This is a genomic window from Heyndrickxia camelliae, assembly GCF_002844575.1.
GTDB classification, from domain to species: Bacteria; Bacillota; Bacilli; order Bacillales; family Bacillaceae_C; genus Margalitia; species Margalitia camelliae.
Genome location: NZ_PIQO01000002.1, coordinates 275,281 through 289,997 on the forward strand (window position 1 = coordinate 275,281; position 14,717 = coordinate 289,997).

General features: G+C 37.5%; 15 protein-coding genes. 5 read left to right on the forward strand and 10 right to left on the reverse strand.

The window, feature by feature from the left end; translation table 11 throughout:
• Nucleotides 1–40: 40 nt before the first annotated feature.
• From CWO92_RS04625 to CWO92_RS04635, 3 genes are all read left to right on the forward strand, one after another.
• On the forward strand, nt 41–892 hold the full coding sequence (locus CWO92_RS04625; RefSeq protein WP_101353022.1) for a transketolase: 852 nt from the start codon (nt 41–43) through the stop codon (nt 890–892).
• Complete coding sequence (locus CWO92_RS04630; RefSeq protein ID WP_101353023.1) at nt 889–1,836, forward strand: transketolase family protein; 948 nt, start codon at nt 889–891, stop codon at nt 1,834–1,836. The genes CWO92_RS04625 and CWO92_RS04630 overlap by 4 nt, the downstream gene beginning before the upstream one ends.
• A gap of 179 nt (nt 1,837–2,015) precedes the next feature.
• A complete protein-coding gene (locus tag CWO92_RS04635) occupies nt 2,016–2,717 on the forward strand; it encodes an HAD family hydrolase (protein ID WP_165786604.1) in 702 nt (233 codons plus the stop codon).
• A 158-nt stretch (nt 2,718–2,875) separates the two neighbouring features.
• Here the strand turns inward: CWO92_RS04635 and CWO92_RS04640 are convergent, their stop codons facing one another.
• From CWO92_RS04640 to CWO92_RS04670, 7 genes are all read right to left on the reverse strand, one after another.
• Entirely contained in the window at nt 2,876–4,057 is a 1,182-nt protein-coding gene (locus tag CWO92_RS04640) for a M24 family metallopeptidase (protein ID WP_101353025.1), read from the reverse strand.
• Nucleotides 4,058–4,075: 18 nt separating this feature from the next.
• Entirely contained in the window at nt 4,076–5,047 is a 972-nt protein-coding gene (locus CWO92_RS04645) for an ABC transporter ATP-binding protein (RefSeq protein ID WP_101353026.1), read from the reverse strand.
• On the reverse strand, nt 5,037–6,056 hold the full coding sequence (locus CWO92_RS04650) for an ABC transporter ATP-binding protein (RefSeq protein WP_101353027.1): 1,020 nt from the start codon (nt 6,054–6,056) through the stop codon (nt 5,037–5,039). The genes CWO92_RS04645 and CWO92_RS04650 overlap by 11 nt, the downstream gene beginning before the upstream one ends.
• Entirely contained in the window at nt 6,056–6,967 is a 912-nt protein-coding gene (locus CWO92_RS04655) for an ABC transporter permease (protein ID WP_233269971.1), read from the reverse strand. The genes CWO92_RS04650 and CWO92_RS04655 overlap by 1 nt, the downstream gene beginning before the upstream one ends.
• Before the next feature lie 11 nt (nt 6,968–6,978).
• Nucleotides 6,979–7,896 carry an ABC transporter permease gene (locus CWO92_RS04660; protein WP_101353028.1) on the reverse strand — a complete coding sequence of 306 codons (918 nt, stop codon included), beginning with the start codon at nt 7,894–7,896 and terminating at the stop codon, nt 6,979–6,981.
• A gap of 76 nt (nt 7,897–7,972) precedes the next feature.
• The gene (locus tag CWO92_RS04665) at nt 7,973–9,520 is read right to left on the reverse strand and encodes an ABC transporter substrate-binding protein (protein WP_101353029.1); all 1,548 of its coding nucleotides are present in this window, start codon (nt 9,518–9,520) and stop codon (nt 7,973–7,975) included.
• Nucleotides 9,521–9,680: 160 nt separating this feature from the next.
• Nucleotides 9,681–10,124: a MarR family winged helix-turn-helix transcriptional regulator gene (locus CWO92_RS04670; protein WP_101353030.1), complete on the reverse strand. Its 444-nt coding sequence runs from the start codon at nt 10,122–10,124 to the stop codon at nt 9,681–9,683.
• 523 nt (nt 10,125–10,647) lie between these two features.
• Here CWO92_RS04670 and CWO92_RS04675 point away from each other — a divergent pair.
• On the forward strand, nt 10,648–11,070 hold the full coding sequence (locus CWO92_RS04675; RefSeq protein WP_101353031.1) for a hypothetical protein: 423 nt from the start codon (nt 10,648–10,650) through the stop codon (nt 11,068–11,070).
• A 171-nt stretch (nt 11,071–11,241) separates the two neighbouring features.
• The gene (locus CWO92_RS04680; protein WP_101353032.1) at nt 11,242–11,964 is read left to right on the forward strand and encodes a GntR family transcriptional regulator; all 723 of its coding nucleotides are present in this window, start codon (nt 11,242–11,244) and stop codon (nt 11,962–11,964) included.
• Between the two features lie 80 nt (nt 11,965–12,044).
• On the opposite strand, the gene CWO92_RS04685 is transcribed toward CWO92_RS04680, so the two are convergent.
• The 3 genes from CWO92_RS04685 to CWO92_RS04695 are packed head-to-tail and all read right to left on the reverse strand — an operon-like array spanning nt 12,045 to nt 14,671.
• Nucleotides 12,045–12,881, reverse strand: a complete 837-nt coding sequence (locus tag CWO92_RS04685; protein WP_101353033.1) for a PfkB family carbohydrate kinase — start codon at nt 12,879–12,881, stop codon at nt 12,045–12,047.
• Nucleotides 12,882–12,897: 16 nt separating this feature from the next.
• Nucleotides 12,898–13,785: a carbohydrate ABC transporter permease gene (locus CWO92_RS04690; protein ID WP_101353034.1), complete on the reverse strand. Its 888-nt coding sequence runs from the start codon at nt 13,783–13,785 to the stop codon at nt 12,898–12,900.
• Nucleotide 13,786: 1 nt separating this feature from the next.
• Nucleotides 13,787–14,671 (reverse strand): carbohydrate ABC transporter permease, encoded by an 885-nt coding sequence (locus CWO92_RS04695; RefSeq protein ID WP_101353035.1) that lies wholly within the window; start codon nt 14,669–14,671, stop codon nt 13,787–13,789.
• Nucleotides 14,672–14,717: the final 46 nt, after the last annotated feature.

Genomic DNA, 14,717 nt, shown 5'->3' on the forward strand with positions numbered 1-14,717 from the left:
TTAACAAATAAAATATCATTCTTTTAAGGAGGACTTAACTTTGACAACTATTACGAATTCTCTCTCTGCCTTTGCAGACAAAATACGTTACTATACATTAAAAGAATTAGGTCATACCGGGTTCGGTCATTATGGTGGGAGTCTATCTATAGTGGAGGTCTTGGCTGTTTTATACGGCAAGCATATCAATAAAAATGTCCAAGAGCCACATAACCCAGATCGTGATTATTTTGTGCTTTCAAAAGGTCATGGAGGTCCTGCTCTTTATGCAACACTATTCTTAAAGGGCTTTATTTCAGAAGATGTCCTCTATTCCTTAAATCAAAATGGAACCACATTGCCTTCACACCCGGATCGAAACTTAACTCCTGGAGTTGAAATGACTACTGGCTCTTTAGGACAAGGCATATCGGTTGCTGCGGGCATCGCTTATAGTAATAAGCTTGATGGACGTTCAAACTATACGTACTGCATTGTCGGTGACGGGGAACTGAACGAAGGGGAGTGTTGGGAAGCCTTTCAATTTGCTGGACATCATCGTTTAAACCATTTAATCGTTTTTATTGATGATAATAAAAAGCAATTAGATGGCCCTACCAAGGATATTATTGATCCACTTGATTTTGTTGAAAAAATGAAATCATTTGGTTTTGCTGCAAGTCGCGTTGATGGCAGCTCTACCTCCGCTATTGATGTGGCAATCCAACAAGCAAAACTAGTGACGGACAGACCAATTGCCATTGTCCTTGATACGATAAAAGGACAAGGTGTACCCTATCTGGAACAAAAAGCGGATAATCATCATATTCGTCCGAATGAAGAAGATAAAAAAGCGTTGCGACAAGCGATTGAAGAGTTAGAACAACGTATTAAGGACGGTGAAGGAGCATGACAAAAACCTTACAATTGGACACATTAGAAATGAGGCAAGTATACGCAACGACACTAAAGGAACTAGCGGCAGCCGATAATCGAGTGATTGCTTTAGAAGCGGATTTAAGTAGTTCTATGTCAACGGGACGCTTAAAAGACGAAATACCTAATCAGTATTTAAATCTTGGAATTATGGAAGCAAACATGATGGGAGTTACTGCTGGTCTTTCCCTCACAGGAAGAAAGCCATTCGTCCATTCTTTCGGACAATTTGTAACACGACGCGCCTTCGATCAAATATTTGTGTCTTTGGCATATGCAAAATTAAATGCTGTGCTCGTTGGATCAGACGCTGGTGTAACGGCGGAACATAATGGCGGTACTCATATGACTTTTGAGGATATAGGACTTATGCGTGAAGTTCCGAATGCAAAAGTATACGAAGTAAGTGATGCGGTTCAATTTTCCTACATTCTTCGCAAAGCATACCATGAGGGCGGTGTTAACTATATCCGCACGATTCGAAAAAATGCAGTTCATCTATATGAAGAAGGAGAAACATTTGAGAAAGCAAAGATTCTTACGGAAGGAAAAGATATTACAATTGTTGCTAGCGGCATTCTTGTAGCCGAGGCACTTAACGCTGCAGAGCAATTAAAAGATATGGGAATATCCGCAACTGTCATTGATATGTTTTCCATAAAACCATTAGATATAGATACACTAGTAGCTTCCGCAAAACAAACAGGTGCCGTTTTAACAGCGGAAAATCATAATGTAAATGGCGGACTGGGAAGTGCAGTAGCGGAAGCTCTTGGCGAACACTATCCGGTTCCCCTTTACCGGATTGGTGTTCGGGAACAATTTGGTCAGGTTGGGAAACTGGATTACTTAAAAGAATTTTATGGATTAACAGCGGGGAACATTGTTCAGCAAGCCGAAATACTTATCAAAAGAAAATGAGATGGAAGCGGGGGCGGGTTCCTTGTCCCTAGCTTCATTTTTTTAGAATCTATTTGCGCGAGGCCAATAAAGGCCTCTTTTCTTTGTTGATGGGAAATAGTACCCGACCCCCTTGTCCTAATCCCTATTTTTCATACATGTTATAATATACAGTATTTATATTTTTAGGAGTGATAGATTTGACAGCTGTTTTTTTCGATTTAGATGATACATTATATGATCAACTGCAGCCTTTTCAAAGTGCATTCAACTCTTTATTTTCTCATATAACTGACGTTACCATCTTGGACTTATACAAAAAGAGCAGAGAGTATAGTGACAGAGTCTTTCCATTGACGGAGTCAGGAAAAATGACCGTTGAGGAGATGAATAAAAATCGAGTAATCTACGCATTTGACCACTTTCATTATCAAATTTCTGAAGAGGAAGCGATGCATTTTCAAGAAATATATAAAGAGCATCAATATAAAATTTCCTTAGTTCCGGAGATGGAAAATATCTTAAACTATCTATCAAGCAAAAATGTTCCTTTATATATTCTTACGAACGGACATTCTAATCACCAACGATTAAAATTGGAGGCTTTAAATCCCTTTCAGTGGATTCCCCAAAATAATATTTTCGTTTCAAGTGAAGTAGGCTATTCCAAGCCCCAAAAAGAAATATTTGAGTACGTAAATGCTCAAACCAATACAACCGCTTCTGAATCCTTCATAATTGGAGATTCTTTTGAAAATGATATTATGGGGGCACATAATGCAAAGTGGAACTCCATTTGGCTCAATACAAAACAAAGAAAAATGCCTTCCAATGAAAGGCACCCTAATTATGAAGCAACATCGTATCGGGAATTAGAAGAACTAATAAAGAATACCTTTTAGACATGGATGGGGTCGGGTCCCTTTTCCGAATGCATGGGGAATGCATGGGGACAGGTTCCTCGTCCCATTTTTCTTAACAATGTAGACGAGGATATTCCACCGTCAAATGGGAAAAGAGAACCGTCCCTCCATCCCAACTGGGAAAAGGGACCTGTCCCCTAATTGCAAATCATGGATGCGAAGTCTCTAGGGTAATAGGTAAGCATTTCCATCCCATTCTGCGTAACTAGAACGGTATCGGAATGCCTGAATCCGCCTAATCCTCTTACGTAAATGCCTGGTTCCACCGTAAAGACCATACCTGGTTGAATAATTGTTTCATCTCCAAGATCAAAGAATGGAGCTTCATGACCCAATAATCCAATGTTGTGACCAGTATGGTGTTGCACTAAATGCTCGACTCCCGCTTCTTTGAAGTATTTTTGTACCTCTTGTTCCACACTAGAGCAAGGAATACCGGGACGAATCGATTTAAAAGCAACATCTTGAGCTTCATACATTATATTAAAATATTTTTCTTGCTCCTTACTTGCCTCTTGCACAAACATCGTGCGTTCAAGCTCGCTATGATATCCCCATACAGTTGCTGCTGCTCCCGTTACAAGAGTATCTCCCTTTTTCAACACAATATTTTGTGTCACCGCATGCGGAAATGCAGACATTGGACCAACTTGACCTCGGAAAACGGCAAATGCAGTACTTCCATGAGGTTTATAATCCTTTCCGAGTGTTTCAATCATCGCCATCGTTGCTTCGGAGGATGCTCTACTAGTAATCTCAATTTCGCTAAGCCCTGGCTTCGAATATTTTTGAAGCAGGCGATGAGCAAGATTTCCCCAACGGCAGGATTCTTTAATTAGTTCTATTTCATTAGGAGATTTAACAAAACGCATTTCTTCCACAATCCCCTTAATGGAGACAAATTCTTTCGCACTTAAAAACTCATTAACAGCCGGCCCCCTATAACCACTTGGAGAACCATAGCCAATCGCGTCGTAGCCAACGGTTTTTCCTTCAAAGCCCGAATTATATAATGCATCTTTGAAATATTCCATTGGATGTCGAAGCCCTGGATATTCTGGGTAAGAATGAACAACATCAACATTCGCAAATTCCTCTGCATGTTCATGCTCCAATGCCGGAACCAATAAATGGGTTTGCATATTCGGATCGATGAAAAATCCTATCGGCCTTTCTGTCGGATGAAAGTGAAACCCTGTTAAATAAAAAATATCTGTCACACTAAACAACACAGCACAATCAATCTGTTTATCTTGTAAAATTCCAAAAAACTTTTCCTGTCTTTCTAAGATTTCCTCTTTTGGTATAGCTAACAGCATGTTCAACACTCCTTCTTTTTAATTTGTATATAAATGACAAGCCACAGTGTGACCATCATCAAACGAAATTACAGGGGGTTTTTCTCTTTTGCAAATATCCATACAAGATGCGCAACGAGGATGAAAAGTACAGCCGTTTGGCGGATTCGCAGGACTTGGAACATCCCCCGATAAAACTATTCTCTCTTTCTTTTCATCAGGATGATTAATTGGTACCGCTGATATTAGTGCTTTTGTATAGGGATGCATTGGTTCTGTAAAAAGCTGTTCTGTTTCCGCTAGTTCTACTATCTTTCCCAAATACATGACAGCTACTCTATCAGTAATATGCCTTACTACACCAAGATCGTGAGAAATAAAAATATAAGTCAGATTAAATTTATCTTGTAATTGTAATAATAGATTAATAACTTGCGATTGCACGGAAACATCCAAAGCGGATACCGGTTCATCTGCTACAATTAATTCTGGGTTTAATATGACAGCTTTTGCAATTCCAATTCTTTGCCTTTGTCCACCGGAAAATTCATGGGGATAGCGTTCTAAGTGGTAGGAAGATAAACCTACAATTTCTAGTATTTCAATCGCTTTTTCTATTCTTTCCTTTTTCGAATATAATTGATGAACCCGTAAAGGTTCGGTTAATATTTGTTTGATCGTTTTCTTCGGATTAAGAGAGGCATATGGATCTTGAAACACCATTTGCATCTTCCGTCTTAATCTTCGCATTTTTTCATAGGAAAGAAGATTGATATCGCTTCCTTCGAAAAGAATTTGCCCTTCTGTAGGCTCATCCAGCCTTAATATCGTTCTTCCAGTTGTGGATTTGCCACATCCGCTTTCTCCTACAATCCCGAATGTTTCACCTTTATTAACATGAAAGGAAATGTCATCAACAGCCTTTACCTGGATATTATCTTTAAACCACCCTTGCTCGATGTCATAAAATTTTTTTAGGCCCCTTACTTCTAATATCGCTTCATTTGACATGGGACATCACCTCTTGTGTTTCTCCCTCATATAACCAGCAACGACATGATTGGTGGTTAAGTTTTAAAAGTGGCGGTCTTTCGTTTCTGCACTTATCAGAAACATGTGGACATCTTGTGGAAAAGGCACACCCTTTTGGGATTTCATCCGGTCTTGGGACATTTCCTTTGATAGAATAAAGATTTTGTTTTCTTTCGTTCAATTTCGGTAACGATGCCAGAAGTCCCTGTGAATAAGGATGTTTCGGTTCATTAAATAGGGTACGAACATCTGTATTTTCGACAATCTCACCGGCATACATAACAATGACTCTGTCACAGGTTTCTGCAATGACTCCAAGATCATGAGTAATTAACAACATCGCCATCTGATTCTCACTTTTAATTTTCTTCATCAAATCTAATATTTGAGCCTGAATAGTGACATCCAATGCAGTTGTTGGTTCATCCGCAATCAATAACTTTGGCTTGCAAAGCATCGCCAATGAGATCATTACTCGCTGGCGCATTCCACCAGAAAGCTGATGTGGATATTCATCTATTATTTCCTCCGCCCTAGGGATGCCCACTAGTTTTAGCATTTCGATAATTTTTCGCCGAATTTCCTTTTTACTAAGTTCTGTATGCTGTCTAAGTGGCTCACTAAGCTGTTCTCCGATGGTGAACACCGGATTCAGAGAAGTCATCGGCTCCTGGAAAATCATTGCTATATCGTTTCCTCTTAATTTCCTCATTTCACGCTCCTTTAAGTGGGAAATTCTTTTTCCTTCCAGCAATATCTCCCCCTCTGCTATGTAACCTGCTGGAGATGGTAGCAACCCCATTACTGCCAATGATGTCACACTTTTTCCACAGCCAGATTCTCCTACAATCCCTAATGTTTCTCCCTCATGTACCTGAAAATCAACACCGCGAACTGGTTGAACAGTCCCCATAGAGGTGTTAAATCGAACTTGCAAATCCTTCACTTCCAGAATCTTGTTATTTAAAGCTCCTCCCTCTTTGTTCATCACGATTCCCCCTTCATTTCAGGATCAAGCTCGTCTCGAAGCCAATCGCCAAATAGATTTACCCCTAAAGTAGTAATAACGATTGCTAGTCCTGGAAATGTAATGAGCCACCATGAATTAAAAATATAGTCCTTCCCTTCATTCAACATATTGCCCCAAGCAGGCTGAGGTGGTTGAACTCCAAAGCCTAAGAAGCTGACTGAGGCTTCAGCGATGATAAAGGAAGCTACTTGCAGTGAGGATAAGACTATGATTGGCGTAAACAGGTTTGGCAGTATATGCTTGACAATGATTTCCCACCTTGGTACACCAGTCGCCACACATGATAGGATAAACTCCTTTTCCCTTAGTGCTAAAACTTCACTTCTGACAACACGCGCGAACATTACCCAACCACCAATAACGAGAGAAATAATGATATTTTTCAACCCTGCTCCAAGCACAGCATTGACCACTAATACTAGTAAAATAAAAGGGAAACTAAGTTGAACGTCGACAATTCTCATTAAAATGACGTCAATCCATCCGCGAAAATACCCGGAAATGATCCCGATAATACTTCCTATTAATCCGGAAAGAAATACGGTTGTAATTCCAATAATGAGAGAGATTTTTGTTCCCGCAATGATTCTTGATAGAATATCACGACCAAGTTGATCTGTTCCCAGTAGATGCCCCTTCGTCATAGGAGGCAGAAGCTTGTCTCCAAAGCTTGCCTTCAAAGGATCAAAAGGGGCAATCCAGCTACCCGCAACGCCTAGAACCAATAGAAAGATAATAATAATAAAACCTGCTAAGCCGGTTTTACTTTTACTAAGCTGTTTAAAAAAATGCCTTACTTTCGATTTCTTTTTTATCGAAGGGAAAACAACAGTAGGATTGATTTCATTTTCTATCATCATTTTAGACATTCTATCACCTCCTATTTCACACGAATTTGCGGATTTACATAGGCATAAGCTATGTCAGCTATAAAATTAATAATGGAATAAACGACTGCAATGAAGAAGACTCCTGCTAGGACAATAGGGAAATCGCGGTTTAGCAATGATTGCATCAGTAATCTTCCCACTCCCGGCCATGAGAACACTACCTCTGTTATAACAGCCCCACCAAGCAGTACCCCTAGGTCTAACGCTACTAACGTAATGATTGGGATTAACGAGTTCTTTAAGGCATATTTAAAAAGAACTCGCATCATAGGAACACCTGATGCTTTTGCTGTTCGAATATAGTCCTTCTTTAACACATCTAGCATGGTGGAACGTGTAAACCTAGCAAACCTCGCAACGCTATAAGCTGCTAAAGTAATAGTTGGTAGAATCATATGATAAATGGTTCCTCCGCCGCCGGATGGGAGCAAATGAAATACTGCTGCAAAAAAGAAGATTAATAGTAAACCCAGCCAAAAACTTGGAATCGCTTGCCCCAAGACTGTAAGCCCTACCCCTATTCGGTCATAGAAAGTATTTCTTTTATAGGCAGATAGAATTCCGATTGGTATGGCAATTAATATGGATAAACCTAAAGCTGCAAAGGCTAATTGAAAGGTTGCAGGCACCCTCCCCAATACTACAGACAAGGCATCTTCATGACTTCGCAGTGATTCTCCAAAATCTCCTTGAATAGCTTTAAGAAGGAAATCTCCATACTGAACATAAAGAGGACGATCAAAGCCTAACATTTCACGATATTGAGCAATTTGGTCTTTTGGTGCATCTGGAGGAAGGAAAAGAGTAGCAGGGTCTCCTGACAGTCTAAGTAAGAAAAATACGGCTGTTAAGGCAAGAAATATAACAACAATCATTTGGATGGTACGTTTTATAATGAATTCAACCATATATGTGAAATCCTCCATTCCTGACTTGCAAAAAAATGATAATGTTAAGGAAGGGATAGCCCTTCCTTAACATCTCTTACTTCCAACCCATATCAAAAACTTGCATACTTTCGTCCACTTTTGGCTTGAAATCCAGATTTTTATTCACAGCATAAAGATCAGCTTGTTGCCAAAGTGGAACCCATGCAGCTTGGTCCACCAATAATTGTTGAATTTCGCCAAATGCTTGCTTTCTTTTATCCTGATTAAAAATAGGAATGGCTTTTTGAATTGCCTTTTCCACTTCTGAGTCATAAAAGCCACTGTATGGAGCATCCTTCATAAAAAGATTTTGAATCGTGGACTGTGCATCAAATGTAGGTCCCCATCCTAAAATAAACATATCCCCTGCCTTACGTTGTTGAATTTTAGTTAGATGATTTCCCCACTCATTCACCTGCACTTTCACATCGATACCAATTCTTTTTAGTTGTGCTGCAATTGCTTGGGCAACTTGTGAATCCATTGGATATCGCCCATTCGGTGTATCAAGTGTTAGTTTTAAATCTTTTGGATCATATCCCGCTTCCTTCAAAAGCTCTTTTGCCTTATCAGGATTGTATCCATAGTCTTTTGTTTCTACGTAATCGGCATTTATTTTCGATAATGGACCAGTCATCTTTGTGCCATTACCGTTTAAGACTGTTTTTAATAGCTCATCTACGTCTACAGCGTAATTAATCGCTTGACGCACCTTTTGATTTTGTAAAGGTCCTTTATGAAGTGTATTTAAGGCTAAATAATTTACACGTGATGAACCGATACTTTCCACTTTAGAATTTTCGTTATTTTTCACATTATCAAGGGAATCGACAGGTATGTTCTTAAATAAATCGATTTCTCCACTTAAGAATGCAGAAAGCCTGCTGCTGAATTCTGGAATGTAACGGAAAGTAGCTTCCTTAATAGAAGGTTTTCCTTTCCAATAGTCATCATTTGCAATTAATGTTAGATGGTCATCGCGAACCCATTCTTTTACTTTATAAGGACCTGTTCCAACTGGGTTTTTGGCTGCCTCTTCCAATCCAAGCTTTTTCACATTACCAGGATCCATAATAAGCAAGTCATCAGCAATTCTTGCAATCATCGTCGGAAAAGGTTTAGAGGTAATAATTTGTACTTTATCATCAGCGATTACCTTCACTTCTTTAATATCCGCCCATCTGGATAAGTAAGTGGAATTGTTTTTCTTATCAAGGATATAATCGATATTAAATTTCACAGCCTCTGCATTAAAAGGGTCACCGTTTTGAAACTTTACATCTTTCCTTAAGGTGATTTCCCATGTATATTCATCAATATTTTTCCATTCTGTTGCTAATGCAGGCTCGAATCCGCCTGTTTCAGGATTTCTTTTAATCAAAGGGTCGTAAATATTTCTAATTTGTACATCGGTAATATAGTTGACATCCGTATTAGCTAACAAGGTTGCTGCATCCGCTTCTATACCAATAACAACATTATTTTTTTTACTGCTCTTTCCTCCACTGCTTTTGGATTCTTCATCTCCGGCAGTTCCCGCGGTACAAGCTGTTGTAAAGATTACTAACAACATTAAAAACGGCAAAAGCATTTTTTTATGCACAAAAATCCCCCTTATTAATAGTATTTTATTGCTTTCATCTGTCTTCTCTTTGATGCTTTATAAGAATTTCACTAATAAATTAGTGAATAAATCACGCAAACGAAAAGAGGAAAACTACGATGGTTTTTTCTTTGGGGGATTTGCCTCTTTTATTCAGTTGTTAAATCTGATTTTCATAGTCTTTTAAAATACTCTCAATCTTTGTCATAGATTGAACAAGCTCATCCAGTTTTTCAACAGGAATTTTTTCTATCATGCTACGGGTAATGTCATTGGAGGAGCTTATTAATAAATTTAATTCTTTCAATCCATAGTCTGTAATATGTAAATAAGAAATTCTTTTATCTTCAATTGATACCTGTTTAGTTATGAGCATTCCCTCATCAAACCTTTTTAATATTCTACTTAAGTAGCCTTTATCCAGTTTGAAATAATCCCTTAAATACACGGCAGTGCAATTCTCCTTGATACTAATCTCATACAAAATTTGCGCCTCTATTGAGGAATACTTCGTTTGATCCGTATATTGATTATTAACCCCGATAATTCTCGTGTAAAACCGATTAAAATGTCGGATAATTTCTGTATAGTCACTTAATTGCAAATAATCACCCTTTTCTAAATTTACTTAAATATAAATCCATCGGTTGCCTTTGTCAACCTTTTTTATATTAAATTTTTTAAGGAAATTTATTACACAGAAATATATATAAGAAGTAGATTTATTAAAGAAGCGGCGAATGGATGAATCCAAGTAGAAAATTACAGAATTAATAATTGTTTTATGGAGGTGTATAGATTAGTATAACGGCAACTTTGAAAATCAATATTATATGAATGGATTTAAAGCAACCACATATATTCACGCCCAGTGGTACTGTCAAAAGAAATGAAGCAAACAGGTTCCAGTCTTAGAAGAAAAATATGCTAATTAAAAATTTTATTAAGCTATTTGAATAACTTATGGCAAATCTAATTTTTTCCATTATTACTGTAGTGTTCTTTTTTTTCAATAAATATTTATATAGGAAAATCAATCCATAGTAAAGCGTAGAAAATATACCAATATCGAAAAAACATGGTATAGAATCCTAACACTTGGAAAGATTATCACCGAGGTGATATGAATGAAAAAGGCAACCATACTATTCCTTTTTATCTTATTAATCGGCAATGCTTCCTTTGTTTCTGCTCAAATACCTAATCAAAAGGAACTGAACGAAATTCAAGAAACAAATCCAAGTGTTTTTATTCACATTGTTACACCCGAGGTAGCGAAGGCTGTAAAAAAGGAACACGGTGAACAAGTAAAATGGAAAACGGAAGGAATTACAAAAATATCTGTTCATAATGATCATACAGTGAAGCCTTTAAGACGCTGGTATGAAGTATCAATGAAAGTCGCGATTCAAGAACCAAACTCCAATGAAAAGCATACCGACTTGGTTATTTCCAAGATAATAACAAAAGAAGACTTAATGAAAATGAAGCAAGTAGAAGACGTAGATGCTTTTGTTACGGTGTTGGAGTATGAGCATAATGTGAAGTGAGACGAGGTGCTTGTCCTCGTCTCTATTTATTATCTTTAATATTTTCCCCGTCTGGAGAGAATGTATGAAGATTGCCCAATCTCCTACAAGCATGAATGAAAAATTTCCATTTACAACCACTATAATGTATCATAATATTATATTACATTATAATGATTCGAGGTATATTAAATGAAATTGAATAGTTCCAGTTCGCTTCCTCTATATTTTCAGTTGAAACAAAATATCAAGGAAGCCATTGACAGTAATGTATATAAGCCAGGAAAAAAGATCCCGAATGAGACAGAATTATGTGAACACTACGGTGTAAGCAGAATTACTGTGAGAAGAGCACTTCAAGAACTAGTGGACGAAGGTCTCTTAGAAAGAAAGCAAGGAAAAGGGACATTTGTCAGTGCGACCAAGATAACAAGAGAACTTATTACCGTGGATGGATTTACCGATTATATTAAAAGAATAGGCAAAAACCCCTCTACTCGAATTATCCTCAGCGAAGAAGTACCTGCTACAAAAGTAGAAGCAGAAAAACTCAATGTAAAAGAAGGATCCCCCTTGCTAAAACTAGTTCGAGTAATGGGAATTGAGGAACAACCTCTTGTCATCGACGTTGCTCATTATTCTTTAGAAAGATTTCCCGATTTACCAAGTTTTGTGTATAAATATAAATCTACGTATGATGTTCTAAAAAATATTTATGGTGTGGTCAACGGCTCTAGTGAGAAGATTCTTACAGTAAGTTTTGCAACAATGGAAGAGGCTAATTATTTGGAATGCGAGTCAGGAGAACCATTGTTTAATATTGATAAAATTTTATGGGATAGCAATGGTTCTCCTATTCATATATCAAACTATAAAATTCCCACAGCACGTGCAGCATTTTCAATTACTACTTAATTCAGGAGGAGTCCACTGTTTGTGCTAAACATAGACAATAAAAAAGCGGGAGAAATCTCCTGCTTCTTTGCCATAACTGTTTATTTAGAAAAAAGCTTACTATCCATTTTCTTACCATAGCCAAATGCACCATTTACCTCGCATGTACGAGAGGCTCTATGTGAGGCATATTCTAATGCATCCTGGATGGATTGATTATCTAAATAACTTGTTAAAAATCCTGCTATAAAAGAATCCCCAGCACCTAAAGTATCAATTACATTAGCTTCCACTATACCCTTTTCATAAATCTCTCCTTTATGCGACATCATAACACCAGTTGAACCTCTAGTAACCACAACATATGGAGTTCCTAAAGAATGTATCTCCTCACACAACTCTTTTATTTCTATTTCACTGAGATGACTTCCTGATAAAAAGGCAAAGGTTATATGTGGACAAACTTGTTTCAAGATTTCTTGATCATAGTGATTGGAAAAGTCGAATGACAGTTGGATCGATTCTTTTAACGTTTCAAGATCATGTTCCAGACTGCTGTAGATACTCGTGTGCAAAACATCGTACTGCTTAATAAGTTGATAGTCTTCTTCAGTTAATCGAATTTTTAACATTGATTGAATGCCGCCCTTATTCGATCCAACAAAGATCCTATCCCCATCCTCATTTAAATCTACATAGGCTTTGCCACTTTCCCCACAGGCTCGTCGAATTCGACTGATATCCACATTATTTTTCTCTAATGAATCGATGATATGGTCCCCAGCATCATCATTGCCAATAATTCCAATAAATGCGGTATGCTCTGCACCACTATGCTTTGCTAATACTGCAACATTTAGGGCATTCCCTCCAGGAAACATTTCATTTCGCTCTTTATATATATCCACAACATTATCTCCAATGGCTATTAGTCTCAATATTTTTCCACTCCTTTTATCCTTTTACACTGCCAGACGTTAGTCCACGTACAAAGAACTTTTGCATACATAAGAACAATAAAATAATGGGGATTGCTGAAATCATTAATCCCGCTAATAATACTCCCCAATTCGTTTGTAATGCATCGCGAAATTGCATTAGCCCAGCTGGAATCGTTTTCAAAGATTCTGAATCAACAAAGATTAAGGCAAACAAAAACTCATTCCAAGTAAAATAAGCTGTTAAGACGGTTGCCGTCACCATAATAGGCAGATTAAGAGGAACAAAGATTTTTATAAAAATTTTCCATGTACCACACCCATCTAAAAAAGCAGATTCCTCTAAATCTTTTGGGACCTCAAGAAAAGCAGATCTTATTAACAACACGGTAATTGGAATACGATATGCAACATACGGCAAAATCATTGCCAAATAGGTATCATGAATTCCGAGTGCTTGGATTAATTTATATAATGGAATAAGACTAACCTGTGGTGAGAGCATCATACCGCCAATGCAAAAAATCAAAAGTAGATTTTTCCCTTTAAATTCAAATCTGGATAATCCATAAGCACCTAATGCACTGATGGACACCGTTAATAGGCAAGTAGCAGCAGTTACAATCAAGCTATTAACAAAATAACTAGATATCCCAGTATCCCACGCTTCTATATAATTGGAAAACAACCATTTTTCCGGTAACGCCCAACTACTTCCAAAGATTTCATCTGTCGATTTAAAAGAATTAATCACCATCCAAAAAAGAGGATAGGCAATAATAATAAAATATACAAATAATAAAATATAGACTGGTGAGGCCATCAGAATGGTCTTTCGATTCTTTTTATGTTTTCGGTTTAATGGGATAGTTTCATATTTTATAACTTGTTCATTAGCCTCCATCTTAACCATCCTTTCCAGTTCTAAATAATTTCATTTGAATAACAGATATCATTAATGTCAAGATTAAAATAACGGTGGCAATCGTAGATGCATACCCCATCTTGTCCTCAAAAAACGCAGAATGATATAGCAAGGTTCCTAAGACATCACTGGAGTTTCCCGGTCCTCCTCCGGTTAGAATATATGGTTCATTAAAAACTGTAAAGGCACCGGTTAAGGTAATTAAGGTAGTAACAAAGATCATTTCCTTCACTTGTGGGACTGTAATATTTAAAAATTTTCTGATTCCCCCAGCACCATCAATATCGGCCGCTTCATATAGCTCTTTTGGGATCCCTTGTATGGCAACAATAAAAAGCATCATAATATAACCAATACTTTGCCATTGAGAAACTGCAATAACGGCAAATATAGCCGTTTCCGATTCCCCTAGCCATGCTCGCGTCCAATCCTCTAACCCTATTAAACTTAAAAAGTTGTTTAAAATACCTATTTGTGGGTCGTATATAAAGGTGAAAAGCAAGGCAATCACTGTTATAGAAATAACAACGGGCAGAAAAAAGACGGTGCGAAAAAAGCCAGATAACAGTCTGGTAATCGGTGCTTCCAGTATTGCAGCTAGTATAAGACCGCCAAACACTTGGCATACCACTGAAATGACAGCATAAAGAATATTGTTCTTTAATGCTATGTAAAACACTTTATCATGCAATAAATCAATAAAGTTTTGAAGCCCTACAAATGTTTTACTCGGTGAAAATGCTGAAAAATCAAAGAAGCTATAGCGTATGTTTTCCACAATAGGATAATAAACGAAAAACAGCAGGAAAAGTAAGCATGGTGCTAAATAAAGATATGGAGTTATTTTTCTCTTTCCATGAAGCATTTCTTTTCACCTCGATTTGGAAAAAAGGTGGACAAACATCCACCTT